Genomic DNA, 23102 nt, shown 5'->3' on the forward strand with positions numbered 1-23102 from the left:
ATTTCCTCGATGACCTTGGCGACAGGGTCATCACCAAAGCCTTTTCGCAGAAGTTTTTGGTGATACGGAGGGCCAGTAATGGGAAGAGGTTTAGTTCTTGGCATAGGAATCAATGATTGGCCTAGCCATCACGGATGTCAGATTTACAGTCGATGGAAAGGAGTTCTAAGGCGCTGCTACAGCAAAAGCGGAGATGTACCTGACTCATACAAAGGCTGCCGCGTGGTAGACGAGTGGCTTAGGTTCAGCGCCTTTCGGGCCTGGATGGTTGAGCAGCCTTGGCAAGGCAACCATTTGGATAAAGACATTCTCCGTCCATGGGAAAAACTCTACTGCCCAGAAACGTCCGTGTTTGTTCCGCAGTACATCAACACGTTGATGAGCGAAAAGCCTTCAAGCCTCGCAGGCCTACCTGTCGGGGTCGTAAGAACGCTTAGAGGTCGTCCTTACATGGCGATGATTCGCGTGCTGGGCGCTGAAAAGGTGGGACTTGGAGTATTTGACACTGCCGAAGATGCACATCGGGCATGGGCCAAGGCTAAGTCGGTTGTAATAGCCGAGGCGATTGATAGGTACCGAACGACTGACCGATACGACGAGCGCGTCTGCGCCGCCTTGATGGATCGAGCAAACAAACTCGCAAAAACCTGAAAATCACCGAGGGCAAGACGATGGCAGACCCAAACAGCCCCAACGGCTGCTTCCAGCGCCACGGTTATAACGTCGAGCGCACGCCACGCAAGAGTGGAGCCGGCCACCACCGAGCGATCTACGATCGGAGCGGTCAGCAGGTTCTGAAACGAGCCGGATACGACGCAGAGATCCAGTTCTGCCGCGAGAAAGGGCTGATGCTGAGAGAGGATCAGGCCCCGCTGCAGTCCGCGTAGCTGTCATTGGCAGCACTTGAAACGGAATGTATGGACCTGACCCACGTCAGCACTGACGTTAACTGCCCGATCCTCTCTATGAGAGCGCATCGGGGTGTGCAATCGCAGGATGCAACCTTGGAGGCAGCGGCATTGACTAGGCGGGTTGCTCCGCTGACTAGATGCCGGCGATCAACTGATCACTGTTTCGAGAAATCCCCCTGAGGTGGCGGTTCGACTCCGCCGATTGCACACCCCGATGCGGATGACCAATACACGCGGCGCAATGCCGTCCCCTGCATCACACCTATGAAGACCTACCACGATCCGTAGCCAGTAGCTGGATCGTGCGCAGATGGCTCCCTGCTGATTCAGGTAGCCATCTGGTTTCACAAATGCCTCTAGTCCCCCTGGAGGTATTTGGAAGCCCCGGGGCCCACTGCACATCCCGCCGGGAGGGAGCCGAAAGGTAGCAGCAGCCCGCACATGCGGATTTATTCAATAGGTGGCCACTGCCAACCCAGTGAGCGAACAACGGAGGGCTTCCACATATCTCGACGGGCTGGCATCCCGCCGACACCCGCACCACCTCAGACACCAAGCGCGCACGTAAGTCTTGGTCAGGGCCTCCCATAAATTGTACGTGGGGCGCGGTTGGTAGATTGCTTGGTAGATAAATTCCCGGCCCGACGCCACATGCGCCCGGCAGGCTTGTACGTAAAGAGGGAAAAGCCCGGTTTCGACTGGGCTTTTTTACGCGCCTCTACCCGTCAGCACTCCTCCCACGCGCCAATCGGAAACCAGCGGGAGGCATGAGTGTTCACGAATACAGGTGAACCAACCACTGAGGAATCAGCAATGGAATACATGGCAGCTCAAATGGATCGCCAGATCGAAGGCGCTCAGCTCGCATACGACGAGGCGCTTGAGGCAGGCCGAGCAGCGGCCTTCCCTTCTGCTCCGGACCACCAGTCTGGCCGCGAGTACGGCGTAACCGTTCGTGATTATTTCGCGGCCAAGGCTATGCAGGCACTTATCTCCACCGCTGCAGCGCCATGCCTTTTCGGCCTTGACGACGCCGAGCATCACACGGCCAAAGCCGCTTACAAGATGGCGGACGCAATGCTCGCTTCTCGCGCCTTCCTGCACACCGCCTAACCCCAAACACTGGAGGTCGCCATGAGCGATTTCGGATATTCCGAGGGCGACGTGTGCGCCCGTGATGGCTGCCAAGGTGTAATCGAGCTGGAGCCAGTCAAGGATTGTAGTTGCCACATATCAGCGCCGTGCTGGCGACATGAGAGCGCCGACATGCACTGTCATGACTGTGGGTGGCGCGCCGCTGATGACCCGCTGTGCGTTCGCGATATCTCGTCTATCAGCATGGGCGGCCCGGTTCCATACATCCAAACAAAGCCTCGCGTGCTAGACCCCACCAAGATCGACTGGGTGGACAAGCTCCACAGCAGCAGCTCGATGATTAAGGAGGGAGTTTTCCCTATCGGCACCGAGGCCAAGGAAGTCGAGGAGAAGGTGCGCGGAACGTTCGGCGGCAGGTTTGAGCGCTTCAACAAAGATACCGGACACTTCAAATACATCGCTTACACCGACTAACGCCACCCTGGAGGCGACTATGAACGCAGCATTGAAGATTTGTCAGGCGATGTACGACGCCCAGTTGCCTCCAGAGGTCAGCGAGGCGAGCCCAGAACAGGAGTGGCTGGAACACTCGGCGGAACAGTTGGTGTGCGGTGTCGACATCAAGTGGAAGCGTCGCTTCGGTCGTCCGCAGGTCGTCACGTTCGACCGGTACTGCACGTACCTGCAAGGCATCTTGAATCAGCGCCAGATCGACAGCCTGGACCAGCGCGACTCATTCGCCCGGTTATTCCTGTCGTCGATCCTGGGCAGCCAGGCCGACTCACGCGGCCACGCCGCAGACCTGATTGGCGAGCAACGCCCCATTGAATCCGCCGAGCGTATCGCCATGACCCTTCTCAAGCCCTACGCCGCCGACGCGGTTGCAGCCGAGCGGGAAGAGGCAGAAGGCGACGTGGATGCGGACCTATGAGCCCGCACATCCTGATCGATGAGGCGCTGGAGGCCCTGGCGCATCCTGCCAGCGAGCCCGGCGCCGAGGCAGTCGTACAGCGGATGATCATCAACATGCTCAAGGGCAATGTGATCACCATCGAAGAGTTCAACCACTACTGCGCACGCCTCAACAAGGTTTCGCGCAAGGAGACCGCATGAACAGCATGACCCTGGCTTTCACCCACAAGTCCTGGCTCGGAGCCCTGTCGCTGGCCTATGACGCTGGTATCGAAAACGTCCACGCCTGGAGCCGCCGGGCCTGCCTGTGCGGTGAATGGACTGTCGCTTATGAGGTGAAAGCGTAATGAATAATCAATTTGAAGCAGGTCAGACGGTCTACAGCATCCACGGCGAATCGGCGTCTTTCGTCGCGCAGACCTCAAGCGGTTATGCGGTTGAGCCGATTTATGAACACGAAGACGGTGAGCCGCACTACGGCCCGGTTAAGTCGTGGCCCGAAGTGTACGCAGAACCGCCGGTTGCAAAGCTGCACGGCAAGGTCCAGGAGCTGGAAGCCCGAATCAATGAGCGGCGCAAAGAGCTGAACGATCTTTCCAGCGAAAAGCGCACCATGGAGAGCGATCTTGCCAGCATGCGCAAGCGCCATGAAGAGAACGACCAACTGCGGAACTTGGACCTGTGGATTTCCGGCGCGGTGACGCACTTGGTCAAGATCGACCACTACAGCGGCTTCTTAATCGGCACAGTCGAGTCGATCCTGGGCTATGACAGCGACAAGGAAATGCGCCTGCTCTCGATCTATGGTGGCACGAAAAATCACTACCGCTGGAAAATGGCCGCCTACTCCGATGGTAGCGGTTCAAATACCGAGGTTCTCCTGGCAACTTCAGAGGAAGAGGCTCGGCAGGTTGCAGCAAAGTGGTACGCCAAAGAGGTCGCATCTTGCGCTCGCAACAATCAGGATCACGTAGTTATCAGTCTGGCGAGGTCAGCGATGAAGTACGGAATTCCTGTATCCGATGAGCTGCGAGAGAAGGTCGCCAAGAGCGAAGTAGAGGGCCGTAAGCGCATTATCGAATCTGCGCAAAAGGAATTCGAACGGGCAAAGCAGCGGCTTGATGAGGCTGTTGCAGCCGCCTCACTGCCTGCGACGCCATGACCACCCACCAGCGGCACCGGCGCCGCGCCATCCGCGCTCTGTCGGCCATCGTTGGCCTGACCTTCCTCACCATCGTTCTACTGGGCCCAGCCATTGGCGGCCTGATCACCAACTAACCAACACCTTCAATCGCTGCGAGCATCGCGGCAAGGATTCCTCATGTCCGCAGTAATGAAGCAGGACGACAACACGCCTGCGATGTCGGAGGCCGCGCTTGTTGAAGTACTGAGCAGCAGCCTCTACCCCGGCGCCGAAAAGAACTCTGTAGTGATGGTGTTGGCTTACTGCCAGGCCGCGCACCTTGACCCAATGTTGAAGCCGGTGCACATCGTCCCGATCTGGAACTCGAAGACGAAAAAGATGCAGGACACAGTGATGCCTGGCATCGGCTTGTACCGCATTCAGGCGGCGCGCACCGGCCAGTACGCCGGAATCAGTGAGCCGGAATACGGCCCTCCAGTAACGGCAAAGTTGAGCGGTGTAGAAGTCACGTATCCAGAATGGTGCCGCGTGACGGTCAAGCGGCAGATGAGCAACGGCCTGGTGGCCGAATACACGGCCAACGAGCGCTGGATCGAAAACTACGCAACAGCCAGCAAGGACAGTGCGGCGCCCAACGCCATGTGGAAGCGCCGGGCATTTGCCCAGCTCGCCAAATGCGCCGAGGCCCAAGCCCTGCGCAAAGCTTTCCCTGAAGTTGGATCAGCGCCAACGGCTGACGAGATGGAAGGCAAGGCATTCGAGGAACCAGCGCGCGACGTCACCCCTCGGCAGCACGCCCAGCCTGAGCAGGAAGCGCTGCCCGCCTACTCCGACGACCTGCTGACCGAGAACATCGCGAAGTGGCAGCCACTGATCGACTCGAACCGCACCAGCCCAGAACACCTCATTGCGACCATCAGCAGCAAGTACACGCTGAGCCCGGCGCAGATTGAAAAAATCACAAACCTCAAAGCCCTCGATGGAGATTCAGCATGAAAATTCACAACGTAGCTCAAGGCTCCGCCGAGTGGCTAGCCCTTCGCGCCCAGTACCGCACCGCTTCCGAAGCCCCGGCGATGATGGGCGCCTCGAAGTATCAATCCCGCACCGACCTGCTGATCGCCAAGAAGACCGGCATTACACCGGACGTCACGCCCTCTCAGCAGTTTATCTTCGAGAAGGGCCACGCTACTGAAGCCCTGGCGCGCCCGCTGACTGAGGCCTTGATCGGCGAAGAGCTTTATCCAGTCGTTGTTACCGAGGGCAACCTGCTCGCCTCTATGGACGGCACCACGATGCTCGGCGAGACCCTGTTCGAGCATAAGCTGTGGAATGAGTCGGTCGTGGCTCAGGTGAAGGCTGGCGACCTGGCTCCGCACTACTACTGGCAGCTTGAGCAGCAACTGCTGGTAAGCGGCGCTGAGCGAGTGATCTTTGTTTGCTCAGACGGGACGCCAGAAAACTTCGTGCACATGGAGTACCGGCCCGTCGCCGGTCGCGCGGCCCAGTTGGTCGAGGGTTGGAAACAGTTCGAGTCAGACCTGGCCAACTTCGAGATGGCCGACGCCCCTTCAATCGTCGTCGGCAAAGCCCCGGACGAGCTGCCAGCGCTGCGCATAGAACTTACCGGCATGGTCACCGCCAGCAATCTGAAGGTGTTTGAAGATTCCGCGCTGGCTGTCATCGACTCAGTGAAAACCACGCTCTCCACCGACCAGGACTTCGCCGACGCCAAGAAGGCGGTCAAGTGGTGTGGCGATGTTGAAGAGGCTGTAGCGGCTGCCAAGAAGCAGGCGCTGTCGCAGACCCAAAGCATCGACGAGCTATTTTCGTCGCTGGATCGCATCAGCGCCCATGCCCGCGAGACACGTCTGAAGGTCGATAAGCTGGTGAAGGCTCAAGAGCTGCTGGTGAAGACCTCCATCAAGCAAAAGGCCGAGCTCGCCCTGGCGGAGCATATTGCCGGGATCAACAGGACCTTGGGACAGGTGGCGCTGCCTAATGTGCACGTCGACTTCGCCGGCGCCATGAAGAACAAGCGCACCATCGCCAGTCTCCAGGACGCAGTTGATACCGAGCTGGCCCGGGCGAAGATCGATGCCAGTCAGGCGGCGGACAGTATTCGCTTGAACCTGACCAGTCTGGCGGAGCTCGCCGTTGATCATGCCTTCCTGTTCAGTGACGTGCAGCAACTGGTTACCAAGGCCAATGATGACCTTGTGACGCTGATCAAATTCCGAATATCCGAACACCAGAAGGCGGAGCAGGCAAAGGCCGACGCGAAGCGCATCGCCGAAGAGCAGGAAGCCCAGCGACTGGCAGCCATCAAGCCAGAGCCAGTCGTGGAGAAAGTGGCGGCGCCCGAGCCTGTCCGCGCCACGCCAGTTGAGACAACGGCACCCGTCGCCCAGGCTACAAAGCCAGTAACGAGCCACGTGGTCGAGCAGGTAGCGCTGCAGGCCAACGTGACGGACTTCGAGGCCCTGGTGAAAGCCGTGGCATATGGTCAGGCGCCGATGACCGTCCTCTTGGTCAACTGGGAAGCGCTCGACGCGATGGTCGAGGCGCAGGGATCAACCTTCAGCATGGCCGGTGTGACGCTGGCCAAGGCGGCAGCATGATCAGCAACCTCCGATCAGACATCGAGTTTCGGCGCGGGAAAGCGCTGGAGCTTTCCAGTCAGGTCCTTCGGCACCTGGCCGCCGGCGGCAAGCTCACAATCGGTGATAGCCCGGCGATCAATCCAGCGCCGGCGAAGCGTTCGGAATTCATCGACCCGACAACCATTCTCAAGCGCCGCAAGCCGCTCATCACCCGGGCCGAGCGTGAAGCGCTGCGCAAACTTGCGGAGGCTTTATGAGCAAGCGCAAACCCCACAATCTCAAAGCACGCATTGACCGGTCATGCCGGTCGCTGCTGGCTGCCAACCACGTCGCGGTGGTGAACATCGATCCCAGCGGCCGCCAGGGCATGGTCAATTACAAGTCGCTGAAGAACATCGCGCCGGGAGAGATTGGCCAGGCCGTCTGCGGCATTCCCCACCGGTGGACGATCTACCTCAGCGCCCTCTGCATCGACGCCCGTGGCGACCGGTACAGCAAATCGGTGGAGGTGGCGCCCGATGGCGTTTACCTCTCCGACCACCTGGAAGACGTGATCGAGCATTGCTACAAGAAGCTGCGCGACGAGGCCAATCAAAGCCAGATGGTGGCTTCAGGTTGGATTGCCATACCTGAAGCGATGTCGCTCGATGAGGCGCACGCCGCGATGATCTTCGAAGCCGTCGGCGCCTGGCACCAGGTGAAGGTCGATTCATGCTCCGCATAGCCCGCACCCAGCAACGCAAACGTCAAACCTGGCTCGCACTGCCGGCCAGCGGAATAGAAGAGGTAGGCCATGGCAGCAGTACCGCAGAAAGAACGCTCGGCCAAGTCTGCCAGAAAGCGTGTGGCACTTGCCGAAGAGGAATTGAGGCTCAGGGTTCGCCCCGGAACGCGCCAGGCCCTGGCCGACCTGATGGAGTGGTCAGGCATTACTGAGCAAGGCGAGGCGATGACGCTGATGATTCATCACCTGCATGCGATGGGCTCCGCGAAGTGCCAGCCGCTGCTGAATCCGCCGCGCCACGAAATCGAGATATCGCAAAACGTGGCGCGGGAATTCCGCAATAAAAGCCTTCTCGCCATCCAGAAAGACCCGGGCGACGAGATCATAGAGCCCGCCTGATCCGGCTCCATGCCGGTCACCCGTAATAACCCATATCACTGAACAGCGCCAGACGGCGAGGATCCCCTATGAACACGTATCGACACACGTTCGCCGCGGTATGCCCGTCTGACGGCGAAACCATTGTTTATCGCCTTGAGTTGAAATCCTTGTCGATGATCCATGTCGAGCATATCCGGGCGGCCACCGCGCTGATTAAAAAAGGCTGGCATGAACAGATCGCCGATCGTCTGGCGGAATCCCTGGGCGGCGACCAAACCATCATTGCTACCCACCAGGGCGTCGAGATCGAAACAGTGAGGCTTAGCGGATGATCCATTACCACGGCACGCCTGTCGGCGGTAAACGAGAGGATGCGGCAAAGTTCCTGACGGGCCGGCACGCGCTGGTGCCATTCCCGCGCAAGGACGATCTTGGGATCGTCGCCGATGTGTGCAAATCGTTTGTTTTCGATAACGGCGCGTTCACGGTGTGGAAAAAAGGTGGCCAGGTAGACGTCGAGGGCTACACGCGCTGGGTAGAAGACTGGCATCGACACCCTGGATTCACCTGGGCGCTCATTCCAGATGTCATCGATGGTGATGAAGAGGCCAATGATGACCTTGTTCGGCAGTGGCCAGAGGAGCTTCGCGGCGTGCCTGTCTGGCATTTGCACGAATCGCTTGAGCGGTTGCAGCGTCTGGCAAGGTGTTGGCGTACGGTCGCCCTGGGCAGTTCTGGGCAATGGGCTTCACCGGGCACTGGAGCATGGTGGAAGCGGATGGGCGTCGCGATGGATGCCATCTGCGATGACCAAGGGCGCCCGGCCTGCAGGCTTCATGGCCTGCGAATGCTCGACCCTGCAATATTCCAGCACCTGCCCTTCGCGTCCGCCGACTCTACAAACGCCGCGGTAAACGGCGGCAGCATCAGTCGCTTCGGCATGTACGCCCCGCCGACCGCCGGTCAGCGCGCCAACGTCATCGCCGACAGAATCGAGGCGCACAACAGCTCGCCTATCTGGCAGCGAGAAACCCAGGTCGAAATGGCCTTGTAACTCCCCCACTCCACCGCCCGGGCATGGCCCGGCAAGGACTCCCCGTGAAACGAATTTACCTCAGCGGGCCCATGAGCGGCTTGCCCGGGCTGAACTTCCCCACCTTCCACAGCATGACCGCTAGCCTCCGCGCCAGCGGCCACACAGTCACCAACCCCGCCGAGATCAATCCTGAAGGTGGCACTTGGACCGACTGTATGCGCCGCGACATTGCCGCCCTGATGGACTGCGACACCGTGGCCACCCTGCCCGGCTGGGAGAATTCAAAGGGCGCAAAACTGGAAGTCCTGATCGCCGAGAAGCTCGGCATGACCGTTGTGGATGCCCATGATCTGGTAACGAGGGAGGCTATATGAGCAGTCAATGGAAACTGGTGCCGGTTGAACCGACCGAAACCATGGTGATAAACGGCTTCGAGTCGGAGCCGGACGAGTGCTTTTCCGATGAAGAAGTCTGGGAGCAGTACCAAGAGATGAGCGGCTGCCAGCAAGCGGCGCTCCGCGCGAAACTGTGCTGGGCCGCCATGCTCGCCGCCGCTCCGGAAGCGCCTGTCACCAATGAGCGTTCCGACAAGGACTATGCCATTGAGCATGCCGAGTACATGGCCAAGTCAGCCGATGATGTGCTGGCGAAGTTCCAGGCATACGGCCTGGCCCTTCTGGCCGTCGATGAGGGCGGCGACGATGGTGAAGGTGAGTTGCTCGAAAATATCGACTCAACCCGCGGCGACCTGCAGGAGTCACTGGTAGATCTGCGCAGCATGGTTTACGAGTTCCGCAAGCGTGCCGCCAAATCCCGATAGGAGTACATCCGTACTCCACCCGCAAAACCTGTAACCCCTCCCCCTTCAAAGTCAGCCGCTATAGCGGCAAGGACACCTCATCACGGGTACGGGCAAAAGTCTCCAAGGCTATCCCGGGCAATTTTTACTGCGTACTCAAGCAATTCTAGGGGAACACTTTGCTCAAAGAGGCTTACTTCAAAGCGCAACGTTTCGTCATTCCGAAAGATCTCGAACATCTGCGTTCTGTCACCTTCCCAGCACTCTAAAGCCAAGCCATCGTGACCTTCGACGATGCTTGAGGCACGGCAAAAACGGTATTCAATTCCGTGTACGACCACATCTCACCTCCATTTCTAAGGAGGCAACGATACCTCTCCCCTCTATGAATTTGATAGCCGCTATGGCGGCAAGGACGAAGTCATGCCTGAAGAGATCAACAAAGCCTGGCCGGACCACTTCCGCTATATCGACACCATTGGCCCGGAAGGCCTGGAGGTGCACTGCATCACCTATCAGGTGATCGGCGAGACGGCGCAGTGTTTCTACATCGGCGATACCCATACCTGCGACCTGGTCAAAGGTCCTCAATATAGCTGGACTGCTGAGGCGATCAAGAAACGTCGCAAGCGCGTGCTGAAAGAAGGTGGCGAGTGGGCCCGGCGCTTCGCCTACACCGACAAGGCGCTAGCGCTGCGCTCGTACAAAGCCCGAAAGTCCTGGCAGATGAAGCATGCCCAGTTATCTATGGAGCGCGCCAAAGCAGCAATCGGCTACTTCGGCAACCATGAGGTGGAAAGCACCATACCGGCCGAGGCCGTGACCATCCCAAGCGAATACATTCAGGGCTTGAACTGGGGTGATTATTGATGATCGCCACCCTCTGGTTCGCCTACGTCTTCATCTACAAGGGGCCAAGGCCATGAGCAATCGAATCGTTTGCCAGTTCAGCTGCGGTGCTGCTTCGGCGGTGGCTACCAAGCTGGCTCTGGCCGAATATGGCGCAACCCACGACGTGCAGATAATCAACGCCTTCCTGGCCAATGAGCACGAAGACAACCGCCGATTCGCCCTGGACTGTGAAGCTTGGTTCGGGCGCCCTGTAACTGTGCTTCGAGATGAAAAGTACGGCGCCGACATCCTTCAAGTATTCCACCGCGAGCGATTCATGAAGGGACGGAACGGCGCGCCCTGCACCAAGTTGTTGAAGCGGCGCCTGCTGGATGCCTGGAAGCAGCCGGGAGACGTGATGGTGTTCGGTTACACCGCCGAAGAGGTTGAACGCCTTGAGGACTTCCGCGACCGAAACCCAGACCGGCCGGTGATTGCGCCGCTGATTGATGCCGGTCTGGGAAAGGAGGATTGCAAGGCAATGGTTCTGCGCGCAGGTATCAAGTTGCCGCTGATGTACCGCCTGGGCTACGACAATGCGAACTGCATTGGCTGCGTGAAAGGTGGTGAAGGCTATTTCCGCGCGATAAGGCAAGATTTCCCGGAGCAGTTCGAAGCGCTGTGTCGGGTGCAGGACGACCTCGGCGAGGGTTCATATCTGTTTCGCAACCGCACCACCAACGTGCGGTTTTCCCTCCGCGAGCTGGGCGACGGCCCGGTGCGTCGTAACGAGAAAATCCCGTCTTGTTCGTTCTTCTGCGAGATGGCAGAGGCCGACCTCGCCGCAGCACCCTAACCCCAATCCCCCTACATGCCTGCCGGTGAGCGGCGGGCGGAGCTACGCACATGCCTGAAATAAAGTGTCACCACGGCTGCTCAATGAGTATCGGTACAGATGATTGGGTGGCAGCCCTGACCCTGGACCAGATGCGGTACGCCCGCGACCGGATGGCGGAAAAGATCAAGGCTGCCGAGGCTCAGTCGAAGCGAACCGTCTGGCGTGTCAGCAACGGAAGCATTTGCGAAGGCAACTATCGCGAAGAGGAATTTGAGAAAGCCGCTGACCACCTGCTTCGGATATTTAAGGCCAAGTTTATGGAGGAGGCACCAGCCTGGATTGAAAAGCCATACGGATATCTGGTGTTCGAGCGACAACTCCCCAGCCTCGCCCCGGAACTGGTGACCCCGCACGAATACGACACCGAGTGGTTCCCCGCCGAACCCTAACCCACCTTCTTCCGCCCAGCGCGGCAAGGACACCCCATGTTCGCTATGAAATCCACCCTGATACTGCTGGGCGCTTTTCTGTACCTGGTAGGAACCATCGGCTGGTTTGGTTGGCTCGGACTCGACCTGCTGGACACCGGCACCACCGAGGCACTGCTCTACGCCTTCGCCGGTACCTGCGCCTGGCTGCTGATCAGCTTCGGCCTGGCAATCCACATCATCAAGACAGCGCGGCCCACGGTGGGCGGGAGGTAGGTATGGGCGCGCAACAACTGATACCTCGATTCATCCGAGCAAAGGAAGCGCCTGGGTACCTGGGCATGTGCCGGGCAATTTTCGACGAGACCGTCAGGCCCTTCGTCAGCGAGTTCCCCATCGGCGGGCGCGGCGTTGGCTTTGATCGACAGGAGCTTGACGACTGGGCCACGGCGTACGTCGAGGCAAAGGCGATTGATAAAAAAGGCGCAACGGAGCAACAATCGCCCCGCAGCGAGCGCCAGAAAGGAGATAAATCATGGCGCGAAAATCGATCACAGGCCTCTCCCAAAGGAAAGGTATCTGGCATATCGACAAGAAAATCAACGGAGAACGACTTTACGAAAGCACTGGAACTGGTGACCGGGAAGAAGCGGAGCGCTACCTGATCTTCAGATTGGAGCAGATCCGGCAGCAGAAGGTGTACGGTGTGAAGAAGGTCAGGACCTGGCGGGAGGCGGCGACTCGCTTCCTGCTGGAATTCAAGGATCAGCCTTCAATCAAGCTATCCGCGCACCACCTTTCACAGCTCGACCCATTCATTGGCGACATGCCGCTGACCCACATCGATGACCAGGCCCTGGTGCCTTTCATCAAGGACAGGCTGGCGACAAAGAAGCTGGAATGCGGGAAGGCAAAGAAAGGTGTCAGCAACAGAACGGTGAATATCTCGATCGAGCGTGTGGTTCGTGTTTTGTCGTTGTGTGCCAGGAAGTGGCGAGACGATGAGCGCAGGCCGTGGCTGGATAGCGTGCCGATGCTCACGAAACTGGAAGAGAAGAAGTCGAGCCGCAAGCCGTACCCGATGTCATGGCCGGAGCAGTCGATTCTTTTTGGCGAGTTGCCGGCTCACCTGCAAACGATGGCGCTGTTCAAGGTGAACACCGGAACGCGGGAGCAGGAGGTCTGCAAGCTGAGGTGGGATTGGGAGATCGCGGTACCGGAACTGGGCACCAGCGTTTTTCTGATACCGGCCGACTTTGGTGGCAGGCATGAGCGCTCTGGCGTGAAGAACGGTGACGAGAGGCTGGTGGTGCTGAACAGCGTGGCCAGGTCGATCATCGAGAAGCAGCGCGGCATCAGCAAGGAATGGGTTTTCCCATACAACGGCACCGCGATGCACCGCATGAACGACTCGGCCTGGAAGAAGGCGCGGGTGAGAGCGGCGAAACTCTGGCAGGAGGAAAACCTTCGCCCCGCTCACCCTGGGTATGCATCCATCAGGATCCATGACCTTAAACACACGTTTGGCCGTCGGCTGCGCGCCGCAGGCGTAACCGAGGAAGACCGTAAGGCCCTTTTGGGGCACAAGAACGGCAGCATCACCAGTCACTACTCGGGCGCTGAGCTCGGGCATCTGATTGAAGCTGCGAACATGGTATCAGCAACCGATTCTCGCGGACCGATACTGACAATCTTGAAGAGGAAGCAGGCGTGAAAAAACGAGAAGTCACGCAAATGTCACGCACATGAAAAAGGCCAATGCTGTGAACATTGGCCTAAGTCATTGAAAAATATGGTCGGGACGGAGTGATTCGAACACTCGACCCCTAGCACCCCATGCTAGTGCGCTACCGGACTGCGCTACGCCCCGACTAGGCGTGTTACTGGGTTTGCTTCTTAACGAAGCGAACCGGAATATACCGCAAGCTTTTGAAATGTGGAAGTATTTTTAAAGCTTGAATCATTTTTTCAGCACCACCAGTACATCTTCCAATTCGGAGATCATCTGGCGGATCAGTTGCTTGTATTGGGTGGTGTCGTCTTTGGCTTCATCACCGGACATACGCTGGCGTGCGCCGCTGATGGTGAACCCCTGGTCGTACAGCAACGCACGGATCTGTCGGATCATCAGCACGTCCTGGCGCTGATAATACCGACGGTTCCCGGTGCGTTTGACGGGGTTGAGTTGAGGAAATTCCTGCTCCCAATAGCGCAGCACGTGCGGTTTTACCGCACACAGCTCGCTGACTTCACCAATGGTGAAGTAGCGTTTGCCTGGGATGACGGGTAGCTCGTCGTTATGACTTGGTTCCAGCATAAGCCTCAACTCGGGCCTTCAACTTCTGCCCTGGACGAAAGGTGACCACACGGCGAGCCGTGATCGGGATTTCTTCTCCCGTTTTTGGATTGCGGCCAGGCCGCTGGCGTTTGTCTCGCAGGTCAAAATTGCCGAAACCGGACAATTTGACCTGTTCGTTGTCTTCCAGAGCGTGTCTGATCTCTTCAAAAAACAGCTCGACCAATTCCTTGGCCTCGCGCTTGTTCAGACCCAACTCTTCGTACAGACGTTCCGCCATCTCAGCTTTCGTCAAAGCCCCCATACGTCACTTCCTTAACGTGGCGTTCAACCTTTGTTCGAGCGAGGTGAGGATATTTTGCGTCGTGGTATTCACCTCATCGTCATTAAGAGTGCGCGATGGATGCTGCCAGGTCAAGCCAACTGCAAGGCTTTTTCTATGCGGATCAATGCCTTTACCCTGATAGACGTCAAATAGCCTGAGGTCTGTCAGCCATTCCCCTGCATTTTCACGGATTACATCCAGAACCGCAGTGGCGGCGACTTCGCGGTCGGCGATCAGGGCCAGGTCGCGACGCACTTCAGGGAAGCGCGACAACTCGCTGAATTTAGGCATCTTGCCCGACGCAACTTCAGCCAAGACTAGCTCAAACACGAAGACTGGACGGTCCAGACCCAAGGTTTTCGACAGTTCTGGGTGAATGGCGCCGACGAAGCCCACCAGGCGACCTTCACGCTCGATACGTGCTGTCTGGCCTGGATGCAAGGCTGGGTGGCTGCCCGGTACAAACGTAAAGGCGTCCAGCGCACCGGCAAAGCCCAGCACCGCTTCCACGTCAGCCTTGACGTCGAAGAAGTCCACGACCTCACGGCCTTGCGCCCAGCCTTCCGGCAGACGGCTGCCGCAGACAACACCCGCCAGCATTGGCTCTTGCTTCAAGCCATCGAGTTGGCCGACGAAACGCAAGCCGCTTTCGAACAGGCGCACGCGGTCTTGCTGGCGGTTCAGGTTGTGGGAAAGTGCCTTCACCAGGCCCGGCCACAACGAGGAACGCATGGCGGCCATATCGTTGGAGATCGGGTTGGCCAGCAGCAACGGCTCGACGCCAGGGTTGAACAGTTCGAACTGTTTTGGATCAATGAAGCTATAGGTCACGGCTTCCTGGTAACCACGGGCAACCAGCAAACGACGCAGTTCAGGCAGGTGCGCACGCGCTTCGGCCTTGGGTTGCGGTGCCAGGCGTGCTTGCGGATAGCGAACCGGCAGGCGGTTGTAGCCGTACAGACGTGCCAGCTCTTCGATCAGGTCGACTTCCAGGCTGATGTCGAAGCGATGGCTAGGTACTGCAACCTGCCACTGCCCTTCCCCACCCGCAGAAATACCCAGGCCGAGCGCAGACAGCAGTTGCTCGATTTCAGCCGGCTCGATGACCAGGCCGAGCATCTGCTCAACGCTTTTGGCACGCAAGGTGATCGGCGCAATCGACGGCAGGTACTGTTCGCTGACGGTCTCGGTGATCGGGCCGGCTTCGCCACCGGTGATTTCCAGCAGCAGGCCGGTGGCGCGCTCCATGGCTTCACGGGCGAGTTTCCAGTCCACGCCGCGCTCATAGCGGTGCGACGCATCGGTGTGCAGGCCATAGGAACGGGCCTTGCCAGCGATCGCGATCTGGTCGAAGAACGCGCTTTCAAGGAACACGTCACGAGTGGTCGCGGATACACCGCTGTGCTCGCCACCCATCACGCCAGCAATTGCCAGGGCGCGAGCGTGGTCGGCGATCACCAAGGTGTCGGCACGCAGGCTGACTTCCTGGCCATCGAGCAGCACCAGCTTTTCGCCCTCTTCGGCCATACGCACGCGGATGCCGCCGTTGATTTCGGCGAGATCAAACGCGTGCAACGGCTGGCCCAGTTCGAGCATCACGTAGTTGGTGATGTCGACGGCGGCGTCGATGCTGCGCACGTCGGCACGACGCAGGCGCTCGACCATCCACAGCGGAGTTGGCTTGGACAGGTCGACGTTACGGATCACACGCCCCAGGTAACGCGGGCAAGCGTTGGGCGCCAATACTTCAATCGAGCGGACTTCGTCGTGTACCGCCGGCACGGCAGCAACCACTGGACGAGTGACAGGCGCGTTGTACAGCGCACCCACTTCACGGGCCAGGCCAGCCAGGGACAGGCAGTCGCCGCGGTTGGGGGTCAGGTCGACCTCGATGCTGGCGTCTTCCAGCTCCAGGTAAACACGGATGTCCTGACCCACTGGCGCGTCGGCAGGCAGTTCCATCAGGCCATCATTGCCCTCACCTACTTGCAGCTCGGCCTGGGAGCACAGCATGCCGTTGGATTCAACGCCACGCAGCTTGGCCTTCTTGATCTTGAAGTCGCCCGGCAACTGGGCGCCGATCATGGCGAACGGGATCTTCAGGCCCGGGCGCACGTTAGGCGCTCCGCACACGACCTGAAAGGTTTCCGAGCCGTTGCTGACCTGGCACACACGCAATTTGTCGGCATCCGGGTGCTGCTCGGTGCTCAACACCTCGCCCACCACCACGCCACTGAAAACACCGGCGGCCGGCGTAACGCTATCGACCTCAAGACCGGCCATCGACAGACGAGCAACCAGCTCGTCGCGATCTACCTGCGGGCTTACCCAGCCACGCAGCCATTGTTCACTGAATTTCATCCTGCTCTCCTAAAGATTCGTTACGACTAGCGAAATTGCGCGAGGAACCGCAAGTCGTTGTCGAAGAACAGACGCAAGTCGTTCACGCCGTAACGCAGCATGGCCAGACGCTCAACGCCCATGCCGAAGGCAAAGCCCGAGAACTCTTCCGGGTCGATCCCGGACATGCGCAGCACGTTGGGGTGAACCATGCCGCAGCCCATCACTTCCAGCCAGCCGGTCTGCTTGCACACGCGGCAGCCTTTACCGCTGCACATCACGCATTCCATGTCGACTTCAGCCGATGGCTCGGTGAACGGGAAGAACGAAGGACGGAAACGTACCGCCAACTCTTTTTCGAAGAACACCCGCAGGAACTCTTCGATGGTGCCTTTGAGGTCGGCGAAATTGATATCGCGATCAACCAGCAGGCCTTCGACCTGGTGGAACATCGGCGAATGGGTGATATCCGAGTCGCTACGGTACACACGGCCTGGGCAGACAATGCGGATCGGCGGCTTGTTCGCTTCCATGGTGCGGACCTGTACCGGCGAGGTATGGGTGCGCAGCAGCATGTTGGCGTTGAAATAGAAGGTGTCGTGCATCGACCGGGCCGGGTGATGGCCTGGGATGTTGAGCGCCTCGAAGTTGTGGTAGTCGTCTTCGACCTCAGGGCCTTCGGCAATGCCGTAGCCGATGTGGGTAAAGAACTGTTCGATACGTTCCAGAGTCCGGGTGATCGGATGCAGACCGCCCGAGGCCTGGCCACGACCAGGCAAGGTCACGTCAATGGACTCGGCGGCGAGCTTGGCCGCAAGATCGGCCTCCTCGAGCGACGCCTTGCGCGCATTGAGAACCTCTGTGACACGCTCCTTGGCGACGTTGATCAGCGCACCGACTTGCGGACGCTCTTCAGCAGGCAGATTTCCCAGGGTCTTCATCACCTGAGTCAATTCACCTTTCTTGCCAAGGTAGTGAACCCGGATTTGCTCCAGGGCATTTACATCTTCAGCGCTTTGCACAGCCTCAAGGGCTTGGGCGACGAGCGCGTCCAGGTTTTCCATGTACAGACTCCAGATACAAAATAGGGGAAGAGCTTGAAGGCTCTTCCCCTATTTATGACGTTTACCACCTTGGGCCACAGGAGTAGCCCAGGGTGACTGTCGGGGGTACTTAAGCCAAGGAGGCTTTAGCTTTCTCGACAATCGCAGCAAACACCGCTTTTTCGTTCACGGCCAGTTCAGCCAGAACCTTACGGTCGATTTCGATGGACGCTTTTTTCAGGCCAGCGATGAAACGGCTGTAGGACAGACCGTTAACACGTGCACCGGCGTTGATACGAGCGATCCACAGAGCGCGGAACTGACGTTTTTTCTGACGACGGTCACGGTAGGCGTATTGGCCTGCCTTGATTACCGCTTGCTTGGCAACACGGAATACGCGTGAACGCGCGCCGTAGTAGCCTTTAGCAAGTTTCAGAATTTTTTTGTGACGCTTACGGGCCATGACGCCACGCTTTACACGAGCCATGAGTTACTTCCTCTATTCTTGAACCAAAATTAACGAAGGCGCAGCATGCGCTCGACTTTTGCCACGTCAGACGGATGCAGCAAGCTGCTACCGCGCAGTTGACGCTTACGCTTGGTCGACATTTTGGTCAGGATGTGGCTCTTGAAAGCGTGCTTGTGCTTGATGCCGTTAGCAGTTTTCAGAAACCGCTTAGCAGCACCACTTTTAGTTTTCATCTTTGGCATGTTCGGTACTCCGCATTCAGTTGATAAACATAATCAGAAGGCCTGCCGTGCCCTGTTGATTACTTCTTCTTTTTCGGGGCGATGACCATAATAAGCTGGCGTCCTTCCATCTTAGGATGCTGTTCGACCGAACCGTACTCGAGCAGGTCAGCTTCAACCCGCTTGAGGAGTTCCATCCCCAGCTCCTGGTGGGCCATCTCACGGCCGCGGAATCGCAAGGATACCTTGGCCCTGTCCCCATCACTCAGGAAACGTACCAGGTTGCGCAGTTTTACCTGGTAATCCCCTTCCTCCGTCCCTGGACGAAACTTGATTTCTTTTACTTGAATCTGCTTCTGGTTCTTCTTCGCTGCGGCAACCTGCTTCTTCTTTTCGAAGATCGATTTGCCGTAGTCCATCACCCGACAAACAGGTGGGATTGCATCGGCGGAGATTTCCACCAGGTCCAGCTTGGACTCTTCTGCAATACGAAGCGCTTCATCAATCGAGACGATGCCAATCTGCTCGCCATCAGCGCCAATTAACCGAACCTCGCGTGCCGAGATATTCTCGTTGATCGGGGCTTTCGGTGCAGCTCGTTTATCTTGTCTCATTTCACGCTTAATAATAATTACTCCGAATCTGGGCGACCACGCCGGGAAACCGCTTGCGCGAGGAACTCAGCGAACTGGGCGACGGGCATCGAGCCCAGGTCAGCACCTTCACGAGTACGCACAGCGACAGTCTGCATCTCGACTTCCCGATCTCCGATAACCAAGAGATAGGGAACCTTGAGCAAGGTATGCTCGCGGATTTTAAAGCCGATCTTTTCATTTCTCAAGTCGGACTTGGCACGAAACCCGCTTTCGTTGAGAGTTTTTTCAACTTCAGCGGCAAAATCTGCCTGTTTATCAGTGATATTCATGATCACTGCCTGGGTCGGAGCCAGCCACGCAGGGAACGCGCCCTCGTAGTGCTCGATCAGGATACCGACGAACCGTTCGAACGAGCCGAGGATCGCCCGGTGCAGCATAACCGGGTGTTTACGGCTGTTGTCTTCGGAGACGTATTCGGCTCCCAGACGGATCGGCAGGTTAAAATCGAGCTGCAGGGTACCACACTGCCAGACACGGCCAAGGCAATCTTTGAGCGAGAACTCGATCTTGGGACCGTAGAAGGCGCCCTCACCCGGCTGCAGATCGTATGCAAGGCCCGCACTGTCGAGTGCTGCCGCCAGTGCCGCTTCGGCGCGGTCCCACAGTTCGTCGGAACCAACGCGTTTTTCCGGACGAGTGGACAGCTTCATTTCGACTTCGGTAAAGCCGAAATCGCGATAAACATCCATGGTCAGCTTGATGAACGCTGCGGACTCGGCCTGCATCTGCTCTTCGGTGCAGAAGATGTGGGCGTCGTCCTGGGTGAAGCCACGCACGCGCATGATGCCGTGCAGCGCACCGGATGGCTCGTTACGGTGGCAGGCACCGAACTCGGCCAGGCGCATCGGCAACTCGCGGTAGCTCTTCAGGCCCTGGTTGAAGACCTGCACGTGGCACGGGCAGTTCATCGGCTTGATGGCGTAGTCGCGGTTTTCCGACTGGGTGGTGAACATGTTGTCGGCATAGTTGGCCCAGTGCCCGGATTTCTCCCACAGGCTGCGATCGACCACTTGCGGGGTCTTGATCTCCAGGTAACCGTTTTCGCGCTGCACCTTGCGCATGTACTGCTCAAGCACCTGGTACAGGGTCCAGCCATTCGGGTGCCAGAACACCATGCCCGGCGCTTCTTCCTGAAGGTGGAACAGGTTCAGGCGCTTGCCGATCTTGCGGTGGTCGCGTTTTTCGGCTTCTTCGATGCGCTGGATATAGGCGGCCAGCTGCTTCTTGTCAGCCCAGGCCGTGCCGTAGATCCGTTGCAGTTGTTCGTTCTTCGCATCACCGCGCCAGTAGGCACCGGACAGCTTGGTCAGCTTGAACGACTTGAGAAAGCGCGTGTTCGGCACGTGCGGGCCGCGGCACATGTCGACATATTCTTCGTGGTAGTACAGGCCCATGGCCTGCTCGTCCGGCATGTCTTCCACCAGGCGCAGCTTGTAGTCCTCGCCACGCGCGGTAAACACATCGATCACTTCGGCACGCGGGGTGACTTTCTTGATGACGTCGTAATCTTTTTCGATCAGCGCGTGCATGCGCTGCTCGATGGCCGCCAGGTCGTCCGGAGTAAAAGGACGCTCATAGGCGATGTCGTAATAGAAGCCTTCTTCAATGACCGGGCCGATCACCATCTTGGCGGTTGGGTACAGTTGCTTGACCGCATGGCCAATCAAGTGCGCACAAGAGTGGCGAATGATCTCCAGCCCCTCTTGATCCTTGGGCGTGATGATTTGCAGGCTGGCGTCGCTGGTGATCAGGTCGCTGGCGTCAACCAGCTTGCCGTCGACCTTGCCGGCCACGGTGGCCTTGGCCAGGCCTGCACCAATGGATGCGGCGACCTCGGCTACGGAAACCGGATGATCGAATGAACGTTGACTGCCGTCGGGAAGAGTAATAGTTGGCATGGCGCCTCCTCTCCTAGTGGTGACCCCTACCAAAGGTCACGTGGGTTGGGATGAGCCAGTACAAGATCCAACACCAGGCCGTTCAATGCTGAACGCCTGCCTTACAGCGGCAGGAGCCTTTCGGCCAACCGATAATCGAACCAGAGTGACTGGAGTGAACAAAAAGAACCTGGCAAGGCGGCAAATGGCGCGCCGGGAAATAGCCAGGCAGGGATGCTAGCACAGATGAACGGTCATCGCGTCGGCCAAGCGCTGGGTAAAGAGCAATTCATGGCTTTATAGCTGCGAAAGTGAACTTGAGCTGTACGTGAGGCCTCAAAGCCACTGAGAATCGCCGTTCGTCCTCGACCCAAAGGAGCATCCCATGATGCGTTTTACCTCTACCCTCGCTGTCGCCGCTACCCTGAGCCTCCTTTCCCTCGGCGCGCAGGCTGCAGCCCCTTCCAACTGGCCAGCGGGCGCCCGTGACGCCTTCGTCAACGACTGCAGTGCCGCCGCCAGCCAGAACGTAGACGTCAAAACTGCCAAAGCCCACTGTGAATGTGGCGCTGACAAGATCAATGCCGAATTGAGCACTGCCGAGATCAAGGAATTGATGACCAACCAGAACGCCAGCCCGGAGCTTAAAAACAAAGCGGTCGCGGCTATTTCGTCCTGCAAAGTGGTGAAGAAAAAGTAAGAATGGCTGACGATTCGACGGCCATTTCGCTGGAAAAACAGCCTGAAAACTGCCATTTCGCACAAATTATGCAGGTTTTACGGCTTTTTTTAACAGCTGATATTTCGTCGCAAAGCCCCGTAAATCGGGGCTTTCAGCCTGAAGACGGATCAAACGCAAAGCGATTGATTAGCAAACAGTGCCTTGGGGGGGCTCCCAAGCCGAACATTTCGACTATGATAGCCCTGTGTGCCCAGTTGGCCTGAGCAGCACAGCACTACTGAAAATATATGTTTCTTGGAGATACACCATGTCTAATCGCCAAACCGGCACCGTTAAATGGTTCAACGATGAAAAAGGCTTCGGCTTCATCACTCCTCAAGGTGGCGGTGACGACCTGTTCGTACACTTCAAAGCTATCGAAAGCGACGGTTTCAAAAGCCTGAAAGAAGGCCAAACCGTTTCCTTCGTGGCTGAGAAAGGCCAAAAGGGTATGCAAGCTGCACAGGTTCGCGGCGAGTAATTCTCCGCTGAGCTAAAAAAACCCCGTCCATGTGACGGGGTTTTTTATGGGTGATGCAAAAGCCGCATCAGCCGCAGTTAACCCGGTTGATCACCAGATTGTTGTCGGTGTTCAGGTTCAAGCGGTCGGAGCGATACTCCAGCGTGATCATGTCGTTAGGCTTGAGAATGCGCGCATTCTGCGCGCCGGCACGCGTGCGGGCCTGTTCCAGCAATTGAGGCGAGGCTTTCTGGCCGATGGCGAACTCTGCAGCCTTCGACTCACAGCGGCTATGACCGGCATCGGTCGCGGTGGCAGCTTTGCCTGGCTCAGAGGCACCCGGGGTGCTGCAACCTGCCAACGCGAGCGCAGCCAACAAAGTACCGAATGATGCGAGCTTCCAAGGCATGAAGCCTCCTATGATAAAAAGTGGACAGAGATCGTGCGACAGCAGTCAAAGCGATTGGTTTCAAGACGTTAACCGCCTGTAGGCAAGTCTGCCTGAGTCCCGGCCTGCAATCGCTCGGTGAATCGTGACTAGATATGAACGTATTCAGTAGATGTCGATGTAGTCCGACGAAGGCGTAGGCCAATTCTGCTTCAGCGCGTTGAAAATCTGCATAACCCAGACTTCGTCACTGGCTGCCACCTTGCCGACATAGCCGGAACCCTTGGCCCAGGTCTCCAGGCGAAACAGCAGGCCATCGATATCGGCACCCCCGACTACGCCGGACGAAATGTAGGCCACGCCTTTTTTGGTCACCCGCAGCTGGGTATGTTCGTCGTCACTGGCGCTGCCAAGCAGTTGGCGCACGGCGTCCAGCGTCAGGTTGTCGGGCTTGCTCAAATCGATTTGCACGCGGTGTTTCCCGGCCATTTAACAGACCGACAGTGTCGCACAGCCGCTACGTCATGCCTAAGTAGCAGTGCCAAATGCCGTACAAAATGCTTAACTGCGCCCCTCTGGAACAGCGTTCCAGTGCACTGCCCCG

Annotated in this window: 35 protein-coding genes and 1 tRNA gene; 25 read left to right on the forward strand and 11 right to left on the reverse strand. The window is 58.1% G+C overall.

Going from position 1 to position 23102, the window contains the following annotated elements; all coding sequences use genetic code 11:
* Nucleotides 1-294: 294 nt before the first annotated feature.
* From ACWHXD_RS19905 to ACWHXD_RS20010, 22 genes are all read left to right on the forward strand, one after another.
* On the forward strand, nt 295-651 hold the full coding sequence (locus ACWHXD_RS19905; protein ID WP_499084586.1) for an AP2/ERF family transcription factor: 357 nt from the start codon (nt 295-297) through the stop codon (nt 649-651).
* A gap of 1073 nt (nt 652-1724) precedes the next feature.
* The gene (locus ACWHXD_RS19910) at nt 1725-2024 is read left to right on the forward strand and encodes a hypothetical protein (RefSeq protein WP_463890653.1); all 300 of its coding nucleotides are present in this window, start codon (nt 1725-1727) and stop codon (nt 2022-2024) included.
* Between the two features lie 21 nt (nt 2025-2045).
* Nucleotides 2046-2480, forward strand: a complete 435-nt coding sequence (locus tag ACWHXD_RS19915; RefSeq protein ID WP_141123435.1) for a hypothetical protein — start codon at nt 2046-2048, stop codon at nt 2478-2480.
* Nucleotides 2481-2499: 19 nt separating this feature from the next.
* Nucleotides 2500-2937 (forward strand): hypothetical protein, encoded by a 438-nt coding sequence (locus ACWHXD_RS19920; RefSeq protein WP_499084589.1) that lies wholly within the window; start codon nt 2500-2502, stop codon nt 2935-2937.
* Nucleotides 2934-3119 (forward strand): hypothetical protein, encoded by a 186-nt coding sequence (locus ACWHXD_RS19925; RefSeq protein WP_499084590.1) that lies wholly within the window; start codon nt 2934-2936, stop codon nt 3117-3119. The genes ACWHXD_RS19920 and ACWHXD_RS19925 overlap by 4 nt, the downstream gene beginning before the upstream one ends.
* Nucleotides 3116-3265 (forward strand): hypothetical protein, encoded by a 150-nt coding sequence (locus ACWHXD_RS19930; RefSeq protein WP_010566434.1) that lies wholly within the window; start codon nt 3116-3118, stop codon nt 3263-3265. Before ACWHXD_RS19925 ends, ACWHXD_RS19930 begins: the two co-directional genes overlap by 4 nt.
* The gene (locus ACWHXD_RS19935; protein WP_499084592.1) at nt 3265-4080 is read left to right on the forward strand and encodes a hypothetical protein; all 816 of its coding nucleotides are present in this window, start codon (nt 3265-3267) and stop codon (nt 4078-4080) included. Before ACWHXD_RS19930 ends, ACWHXD_RS19935 begins: the two co-directional genes overlap by 1 nt.
* 171 nt (nt 4081-4251) lie before the next feature.
* A complete protein-coding gene (gene bet, locus ACWHXD_RS19940) occupies nt 4252-5058 on the forward strand; it encodes a phage recombination protein Bet (RefSeq protein ID WP_499084593.1) in 807 nt (268 codons plus the stop codon).
* Complete coding sequence (locus ACWHXD_RS19945) at nt 5055-6683, forward strand: YqaJ viral recombinase family protein (protein ID WP_499084595.1); 1629 nt, start codon at nt 5055-5057, stop codon at nt 6681-6683. Before bet ends, ACWHXD_RS19945 begins: the two co-directional genes overlap by 4 nt.
* The gene (locus ACWHXD_RS19950) at nt 6680-6922 is read left to right on the forward strand and encodes a hypothetical protein (RefSeq protein WP_200656474.1); all 243 of its coding nucleotides are present in this window, start codon (nt 6680-6682) and stop codon (nt 6920-6922) included. The genes ACWHXD_RS19945 and ACWHXD_RS19950 overlap by 4 nt, the downstream gene beginning before the upstream one ends.
* Nucleotides 6919-7389, forward strand: a complete 471-nt coding sequence (locus ACWHXD_RS19955; RefSeq protein ID WP_499084597.1) for a hypothetical protein — start codon at nt 6919-6921, stop codon at nt 7387-7389. The genes ACWHXD_RS19950 and ACWHXD_RS19955 overlap by 4 nt, the downstream gene beginning before the upstream one ends.
* Nucleotides 7390-7458: 69 nt before the next feature.
* On the forward strand, nt 7459-7788 hold the full coding sequence (locus tag ACWHXD_RS19960; RefSeq protein WP_463866159.1) for a hypothetical protein: 330 nt from the start codon (nt 7459-7461) through the stop codon (nt 7786-7788).
* Between the two features lie 68 nt (nt 7789-7856).
* A complete protein-coding gene (locus ACWHXD_RS19965; RefSeq protein ID WP_065927266.1) occupies nt 7857-8102 on the forward strand; it encodes a hypothetical protein in 246 nt (81 codons plus the stop codon).
* A complete protein-coding gene (locus ACWHXD_RS19970; RefSeq protein ID WP_499084599.1) occupies nt 8099-8824 on the forward strand; it encodes a hypothetical protein in 726 nt (241 codons plus the stop codon). The genes ACWHXD_RS19965 and ACWHXD_RS19970 overlap by 4 nt, the downstream gene beginning before the upstream one ends.
* A gap of 44 nt (nt 8825-8868) precedes the next feature.
* A complete protein-coding gene (locus ACWHXD_RS19975) occupies nt 8869-9180 on the forward strand; it encodes a DUF4406 domain-containing protein (protein WP_220381741.1) in 312 nt (103 codons plus the stop codon).
* Nucleotides 9177-9626 carry a hypothetical protein gene (locus ACWHXD_RS19980; protein WP_220381742.1) on the forward strand — a complete coding sequence of 150 codons (450 nt, stop codon included), beginning with the start codon at nt 9177-9179 and terminating at the stop codon, nt 9624-9626. Before ACWHXD_RS19975 ends, ACWHXD_RS19980 begins: the two co-directional genes overlap by 4 nt.
* A gap of 402 nt (nt 9627-10028) precedes the next feature.
* The gene (locus ACWHXD_RS19985) at nt 10029-10475 is read left to right on the forward strand and encodes a hypothetical protein (protein ID WP_186931856.1); all 447 of its coding nucleotides are present in this window, start codon (nt 10029-10031) and stop codon (nt 10473-10475) included.
* 52 nt (nt 10476-10527) lie between these two features.
* On the forward strand, nt 10528-11292 hold the full coding sequence (locus ACWHXD_RS19990) for a hypothetical protein (protein ID WP_019816725.1): 765 nt from the start codon (nt 10528-10530) through the stop codon (nt 11290-11292).
* 50 nt (nt 11293-11342) lie between these two features.
* On the forward strand, nt 11343-11723 hold the full coding sequence (locus ACWHXD_RS19995) for a hypothetical protein (protein WP_499084600.1): 381 nt from the start codon (nt 11343-11345) through the stop codon (nt 11721-11723).
* Between the two features lie 36 nt (nt 11724-11759).
* Nucleotides 11760-11978: a hypothetical protein gene (locus tag ACWHXD_RS20000; protein ID WP_499084601.1), complete on the forward strand. Its 219-nt coding sequence runs from the start codon at nt 11760-11762 to the stop codon at nt 11976-11978.
* 2 nt (nt 11979-11980) lie between these two features.
* Nucleotides 11981-12367, forward strand: coding sequence for a hypothetical protein (locus ACWHXD_RS20005; RefSeq protein ID WP_223817938.1), 387 nt, complete (start codon nt 11981-11983; stop codon nt 12365-12367).
* On the forward strand, nt 12253-13416 hold the full coding sequence (locus tag ACWHXD_RS20010; RefSeq protein ID WP_325167367.1) for a tyrosine-type recombinase/integrase: 1164 nt from the start codon (nt 12253-12255) through the stop codon (nt 13414-13416). The genes ACWHXD_RS20005 and ACWHXD_RS20010 overlap by 115 nt, the downstream gene beginning before the upstream one ends.
* A 79-nt stretch (nt 13417-13495) precedes the next feature.
* Here the strand turns inward: ACWHXD_RS20010 and ACWHXD_RS20015 are convergent.
* The 9 genes from ACWHXD_RS20015 to thrS all read right to left on the reverse strand — a co-directional run bounded on the left by ACWHXD_RS20015 (nt 13496) and on the right by thrS (nt 20950).
* Nucleotides 13496-13572: transfer RNA gene (locus ACWHXD_RS20015), tRNA-Pro, on the reverse strand.
* Nucleotides 13573-13662: 90 nt separating this feature from the next.
* Entirely contained in the window at nt 13663-14019 is a 357-nt protein-coding gene (locus ACWHXD_RS20020; RefSeq protein WP_003174972.1) for a MerR family transcriptional regulator, read from the reverse strand.
* On the reverse strand, nt 14000-14302 hold the full coding sequence (ihfA, locus tag ACWHXD_RS20025) for an integration host factor subunit alpha (protein ID WP_002553164.1): 303 nt from the start codon (nt 14300-14302) through the stop codon (nt 14000-14002). Before ihfA ends, ACWHXD_RS20020 begins: the two co-directional genes overlap by 20 nt.
* Nucleotides 14303-14305: 3 nt before the next feature.
* Complete coding sequence (pheT, locus tag ACWHXD_RS20030) at nt 14306-16684, reverse strand: phenylalanine--tRNA ligase subunit beta (protein WP_094773839.1); 2379 nt, start codon at nt 16682-16684, stop codon at nt 14306-14308.
* Between the two features lie 26 nt (nt 16685-16710).
* The gene (gene pheS, locus ACWHXD_RS20035) at nt 16711-17727 is read right to left on the reverse strand and encodes a phenylalanine--tRNA ligase subunit alpha (protein WP_003192486.1); all 1017 of its coding nucleotides are present in this window, start codon (nt 17725-17727) and stop codon (nt 16711-16713) included.
* 109 nt (nt 17728-17836) lie between these two features.
* Nucleotides 17837-18193, reverse strand: coding sequence for a 50S ribosomal protein L20 (rplT, locus tag ACWHXD_RS20040; RefSeq protein WP_003192488.1), 357 nt, complete (start codon nt 18191-18193; stop codon nt 17837-17839).
* Between the two features lie 29 nt (nt 18194-18222).
* Nucleotides 18223-18417: a 50S ribosomal protein L35 gene (rpmI, locus tag ACWHXD_RS20045; RefSeq protein WP_002553160.1), complete on the reverse strand. Its 195-nt coding sequence runs from the start codon at nt 18415-18417 to the stop codon at nt 18223-18225.
* A 59-nt stretch (nt 18418-18476) separates the two neighbouring features.
* Nucleotides 18477-19028 (reverse strand): translation initiation factor IF-3, encoded by a 552-nt coding sequence (infC, locus tag ACWHXD_RS20050; RefSeq protein ID WP_015884933.1) that lies wholly within the window; start codon nt 19026-19028, stop codon nt 18477-18479.
* Nucleotides 19028-20950 carry a threonine--tRNA ligase gene (gene thrS / locus ACWHXD_RS20055; protein WP_003192490.1) on the reverse strand — a complete coding sequence of 641 codons (1923 nt, stop codon included), beginning with the start codon at nt 20948-20950 and terminating at the stop codon, nt 19028-19030. Before thrS ends, infC begins: the two co-directional genes overlap by 1 nt.
* A gap of 364 nt (nt 20951-21314) precedes the next feature.
* Between thrS and ACWHXD_RS20060 the strand changes: the two genes are divergently transcribed.
* From ACWHXD_RS20060 to ACWHXD_RS20070, 3 genes are read left to right on the forward strand one after another with little or no spacing between them, the layout of a single operon-like run.
* A complete protein-coding gene (locus ACWHXD_RS20060; protein ID WP_019820908.1) occupies nt 21315-21629 on the forward strand; it encodes a hypothetical protein in 315 nt (104 codons plus the stop codon).
* Between the two features lie 2 nt (nt 21630-21631).
* Nucleotides 21632-21874: a hypothetical protein gene (locus ACWHXD_RS20065; protein WP_138762899.1), complete on the forward strand. Its 243-nt coding sequence runs from the start codon at nt 21632-21634 to the stop codon at nt 21872-21874.
* 44 nt (nt 21875-21918) lie between these two features.
* On the forward strand, nt 21919-22131 hold the full coding sequence (locus ACWHXD_RS20070) for a cold-shock protein (protein ID WP_003234260.1): 213 nt from the start codon (nt 21919-21921) through the stop codon (nt 22129-22131).
* Between the two features lie 67 nt (nt 22132-22198).
* On the opposite strand, the gene ACWHXD_RS20075 is transcribed toward ACWHXD_RS20070, so the two are convergent.
* Both ACWHXD_RS20075 and ACWHXD_RS20080 read right to left on the reverse strand, forming a co-directional pair.
* Nucleotides 22199-22519, reverse strand: coding sequence for an I78 family peptidase inhibitor (locus ACWHXD_RS20075; RefSeq protein ID WP_003192494.1), 321 nt, complete (start codon nt 22517-22519; stop codon nt 22199-22201).
* Nucleotides 22520-22663: 144 nt separating this feature from the next.
* Nucleotides 22664-22969, reverse strand: coding sequence for a hypothetical protein (locus ACWHXD_RS20080; protein WP_044275308.1), 306 nt, complete (start codon nt 22967-22969; stop codon nt 22664-22666).
* Nucleotides 22970-23102 lie beyond the last annotated feature (133 nt).

Source organism: Pseudomonas fjordensis (assembly GCF_976987115.1).

Excerpts from the sequence above, each read along its gene's own strand:
- pheT (WP_094773839.1), bottom strand. The coding sequence starts at position 16,684 with ATGAAATTCAGTGAACAATGGCTGCGTGGCTGGGTAAGCCCGCAGGTA.
- ACWHXD_RS19950 (WP_200656474.1), top strand. The coding sequence starts at position 6,680 with ATGATCAGCAACCTCCGATCAGACATCGAGTTTCGGCGCGGGAAAGCG.
- ACWHXD_RS19915 (WP_141123435.1), top strand. The coding sequence starts at position 2,046 with ATGAGCGATTTCGGATATTCCGAGGGCGACGTGTGCGCCCGTGATGGC.
- ACWHXD_RS20020 (WP_003174972.1), bottom strand. The coding sequence starts at position 14,019 with ATGCTGGAACCAAGTCATAACGACGAGCTACCCGTCATCCCAGGCAAA.
- ACWHXD_RS19985 (WP_186931856.1), top strand. The coding sequence starts at position 10,029 with ATGCCTGAAGAGATCAACAAAGCCTGGCCGGACCACTTCCGCTATATC.
- ACWHXD_RS20005 (WP_223817938.1), top strand. The coding sequence starts at position 11,981 with ATGGGCGCGCAACAACTGATACCTCGATTCATCCGAGCAAAGGAAGCG.
- ACWHXD_RS19930 (WP_010566434.1), top strand. The coding sequence starts at position 3,116 with ATGAACAGCATGACCCTGGCTTTCACCCACAAGTCCTGGCTCGGAGCC.
- thrS (WP_003192490.1), bottom strand. The coding sequence starts at position 20,950 with ATGCCAACTATTACTCTTCCCGACGGCAGTCAACGTTCATTCGATCAT.
- ACWHXD_RS20065 (WP_138762899.1), top strand. The coding sequence starts at position 21,632 with ATGGCTGACGATTCGACGGCCATTTCGCTGGAAAAACAGCCTGAAAAC.
- ACWHXD_RS20000 (WP_499084601.1), top strand. The coding sequence starts at position 11,760 with ATGTTCGCTATGAAATCCACCCTGATACTGCTGGGCGCTTTTCTGTAC.
- ACWHXD_RS19980 (WP_220381742.1), top strand. The coding sequence starts at position 9,177 with ATGAGCAGTCAATGGAAACTGGTGCCGGTTGAACCGACCGAAACCATG.
- ACWHXD_RS20060 (WP_019820908.1), top strand. The coding sequence starts at position 21,315 with ATGATGCGTTTTACCTCTACCCTCGCTGTCGCCGCTACCCTGAGCCTC.
- ihfA (WP_002553164.1), bottom strand. The coding sequence starts at position 14,302 with ATGGGGGCTTTGACGAAAGCTGAGATGGCGGAACGTCTGTACGAAGAG.
- ACWHXD_RS19920 (WP_499084589.1), top strand. The coding sequence starts at position 2,500 with ATGAACGCAGCATTGAAGATTTGTCAGGCGATGTACGACGCCCAGTTG.
- pheS (WP_003192486.1), bottom strand. The coding sequence starts at position 17,727 with ATGGAAAACCTGGACGCGCTCGTCGCCCAAGCCCTTGAGGCTGTGCAA.
- ACWHXD_RS19990 (WP_019816725.1), top strand. The coding sequence starts at position 10,528 with ATGAGCAATCGAATCGTTTGCCAGTTCAGCTGCGGTGCTGCTTCGGCG.
- rplT (WP_003192488.1), bottom strand. The coding sequence starts at position 18,193 with ATGGCTCGTGTAAAGCGTGGCGTCATGGCCCGTAAGCGTCACAAAAAA.
- rpmI (WP_002553160.1), bottom strand. The coding sequence starts at position 18,417 with ATGCCAAAGATGAAAACTAAAAGTGGTGCTGCTAAGCGGTTTCTGAAA.
- ACWHXD_RS19945 (WP_499084595.1), top strand. The coding sequence starts at position 5,055 with ATGAAAATTCACAACGTAGCTCAAGGCTCCGCCGAGTGGCTAGCCCTT.
- ACWHXD_RS19955 (WP_499084597.1), top strand. The coding sequence starts at position 6,919 with ATGAGCAAGCGCAAACCCCACAATCTCAAAGCACGCATTGACCGGTCA.
- ACWHXD_RS19960 (WP_463866159.1), top strand. The coding sequence starts at position 7,459 with ATGGCAGCAGTACCGCAGAAAGAACGCTCGGCCAAGTCTGCCAGAAAG.
- ACWHXD_RS19910 (WP_463890653.1), top strand. The coding sequence starts at position 1,725 with ATGGAATACATGGCAGCTCAAATGGATCGCCAGATCGAAGGCGCTCAG.
- bet (WP_499084593.1), top strand. The coding sequence starts at position 4,252 with ATGAAGCAGGACGACAACACGCCTGCGATGTCGGAGGCCGCGCTTGTT.
- ACWHXD_RS19925 (WP_499084590.1), top strand. The coding sequence starts at position 2,934 with ATGAGCCCGCACATCCTGATCGATGAGGCGCTGGAGGCCCTGGCGCAT.
- ACWHXD_RS20075 (WP_003192494.1), bottom strand. The coding sequence starts at position 22,519 with ATGCCTTGGAAGCTCGCATCATTCGGTACTTTGTTGGCTGCGCTCGCG.
- ACWHXD_RS19970 (WP_499084599.1), top strand. The coding sequence starts at position 8,099 with ATGATCCATTACCACGGCACGCCTGTCGGCGGTAAACGAGAGGATGCG.
- ACWHXD_RS20070 (WP_003234260.1), top strand. The coding sequence starts at position 21,919 with ATGTCTAATCGCCAAACCGGCACCGTTAAATGGTTCAACGATGAAAAA.
- ACWHXD_RS19965 (WP_065927266.1), top strand. The coding sequence starts at position 7,857 with ATGAACACGTATCGACACACGTTCGCCGCGGTATGCCCGTCTGACGGC.
- ACWHXD_RS19995 (WP_499084600.1), top strand. The coding sequence starts at position 11,343 with ATGCCTGAAATAAAGTGTCACCACGGCTGCTCAATGAGTATCGGTACA.
- ACWHXD_RS19935 (WP_499084592.1), top strand. The coding sequence starts at position 3,265 with ATGAATAATCAATTTGAAGCAGGTCAGACGGTCTACAGCATCCACGGC.